The 2,702-nt window shown below is 49.3% G+C and carries 2 protein-coding genes; one reads left to right on the top strand and one right to left on the bottom strand.

Features of this window, described 5'->3' with window-relative positions; translation table 11 throughout:
• Positions 1–1,838: cation-translocating P-type ATPase (locus tag LUQ50_RS12195; RefSeq protein WP_300040111.1), on the top strand; the 1,838-nt coding region annotated here is incomplete at its 5' end.
• Positions 1,839–2,162: 324 nt separating this feature from the next.
• Here LUQ50_RS12195 and LUQ50_RS12190 read toward each other — a convergent pair.
• Entirely contained in the window at positions 2,163–2,630 is a 468-nt protein-coding gene (locus tag LUQ50_RS12190) for a metal-dependent transcriptional regulator (protein ID WP_300040110.1), read from the bottom strand.
• Between the last annotated feature and the right edge of the window lie 72 nt (positions 2,631–2,702).

Raw genomic sequence — 2,702 nt, 5'->3', positions numbered from 1 at the left:
TCGCTGTTCTCTCCGAATTCGGAGATATCATCCCACGGGAAGTTGGCATCACTGCGGCAGTTATTGCTCTGGTTCTCACCGCTATCCCTATCCTCAAAGAAGCAATCACCGGGCTCTTCCAGGGAAGAAGAAATGTGTGTGAACTCGCTGCCCTTGCTCTCATCGGAGCGGTGGTTATTGGAGAGTTCATCGCTGCCGTTGAGATAGCACTTATTCTGAGTATCGGGGAACTGGTTGAGGAATACGTATACGCCCGATCAAAGGCAGATATCGACGGAATCATCACCCGTCATCCCCGGTTTGCCCGCCTAGTCCGGGATGGTGAAACCCGGGAAGTACCGGTTGAAGAGATCAAAACCGGTGACCAGGTGGTAATCCGCCCCGGAGATATCGTTCCGGTTGACGGGATTATCGTTGAAGGAAACTCTGGCCTGGATGAATCCTGCCTGACCGGTGAGAGTCTCCCGATAACCCGAAGACCCGGTGATCAGGTAAGTTCAGGAAGTACCAACCTTGACGGAGTCCTGATCATTACTGCCCTTCGTGCGGCTCAGGACTCAACATATGCCAGGGTAGTGAATTTAGTCAGAGAAGCCGGAGAACGGAGGCCACCTTCCCACCCGTTTATCGATCGGTTTGCCAGGTGGTATACTCCGATCATGCTTATGATTGCAGGTGTCGTTCTTATCTGGACAGGGAGCCCCATCAGGGCTATTACCATTCTCATCGTGGCCTGCCCCTGTGCTCTTTTACTGGCAACCCCGTCAGCGGTTCTTGCCGCTATCGGGAATGCAGCAAAACGCGGAATTTTGATCAAAAGAGGAGAGTATCTGGAGATATGCCGATCAGTAACTACCGTTGTGTTTGATAAAACCGGCACTCTTACAACCGGCGTGATGCAGGTTCTGGGTGTTGATCCGGCTGATGGGTATTCATCTGACGAAATTCTTACATTCGCCTCCCATGCTGAATCATCATCCTCTCATCCGATTGCTCAGGCTATTGTCCGGGCAGCCACAGATAGGGGAAGTATGGTTCAGTCCCATGGTTCTGCACGGGAATGGCCAGGAGAAGGAATCGAAGACAAGTACGATGAAAGCATAGTTCATATCGGAACCCGCTCGTTTCTTGAGAGGAACGGAGTAAGTATCCCGGATATATCTCAATTCAATAACAACTCGGACTCAGAGATTGCAGTATGGGTTGCACATGATCATACATATGCAGGGATGATTCGGCTTTCAGATCAGGTACGTCCTGAAACAAAGGAAGTTCTGTCAAGTCTGAGGAAGATGGGGCTCGATCAGGTCATCGTACTTACCGGGGATAATCCCCGGACTGCAGCCTCAATCGCCAGAGAATGTGGTCTGCCGGAGGAGAGGGTTCATGCCGGACTTCGCCCTACAGACAAAGAGGATTTCCTTGGAAAGATCCAGCATACCGGTGAAACGGTCTGCTTTATTGGGGATGGAACAAACGATGGTCCTGCTCTGGCACGTGCTGATCTCGGTATCAGTATAGCGAGCCGGGCTGATACCGTTGCACTTGAGACCGCTGGAGTTGTTCTGATGCGTGGAGGTCTTTCCGCTCTTCCCGGGTTTCTCTCGCTCGGTATTCGCACCCGAACAATTATTCTTCAGAATGTTCTCCTCGCGATGGGGCTGAATCTTCTGTTGATTATCGGAGCTGCTTCCGGATTCCTGTCCCCGGCAGGGGGAGCAATTGGTCACCAGATAGCAACAGTCTTTGTTCTCCTGAACTCGCTCCGGTTGATGAAAAACGAATCGCTGCATGGAACGGCATCATACCAGCCAGGAATGGAGAATAACTCATCGTAAGAGATCGGTACACTTAATTTGTTGATGTACAAAAAACCCTCAAATACATCGGGTTGTTGTAAAAGCGAGAATAATACCTTCATCTCCAGAATGAAGTTCTGTATCGGTGAGAAGTAAGGAGAAAGATTGCGGGATGTTTCCCGTTTACTGGTACGATCCGGCTGTATTGGTATTTGCGAAGTTCTTGTGTCCAAATTCCACCTTCTTTTGTTATGAGCACCTCCGGGCGTCCGGGTATCACAGACGCTTTGTACCACAGAGTTGTCATTTCGAGAGTGATTATGCAAACCCAAAACAGGTGAGGATCTGTGTCATAAACCGAAATTATTTTTTAGCCCTGACTTTTGGAGTCTTCTCTTTTCCACCTTCAATCGCGGTTAAAAATCGTTGATTACACGTTTCATCTTCCAGACATGTTTCAATGAAGGAAACTACCCGGCTGAGGTGTGTACATGAATCAGGGGAGAGCCCATGTTCCATCACGCAGGCATCACGGTCAGCAACAACAGGATCCACCCCGGAAAGTTCAAGCAACCTGCGTATGATATGATGAGAATCCTGGGTCTGTCTGGCAATGGAAAAACCGGCTTCAGTCAGGGTTACCCCGCCATAGGGTTCATAATTTACGAGCCCTGCATCTGAAAGGCGTTTGAATCCGTCAGTCACTGTTGCGGGAGTGATGCATAATGCCGCAGCAATATCCCGGGACTTTGCATATCCTTTCTCTTGTGAGACCTCGTAAATGGCCTCAAGAAGATCCTCATGTCTTTTTGATCGTTTCTCATCCGCCATGATATTTTTCTTTAGTCCTGCAATGATCGATAATTTTCCAGCAACGCAGCATGATTGTGAGAAATATCAGAG

The sequence above is a fragment of the Methanospirillum sp. genome (genome assembly GCF_028679455.1).
Lineage (GTDB): Archaea > Halobacteriota > Methanomicrobia > Methanomicrobiales > Methanospirillaceae > Methanospirillum.
Note: the sequence above shows the minus strand (reverse complement) of the source record. Positions and strands in the feature narration are given on the sequence as shown.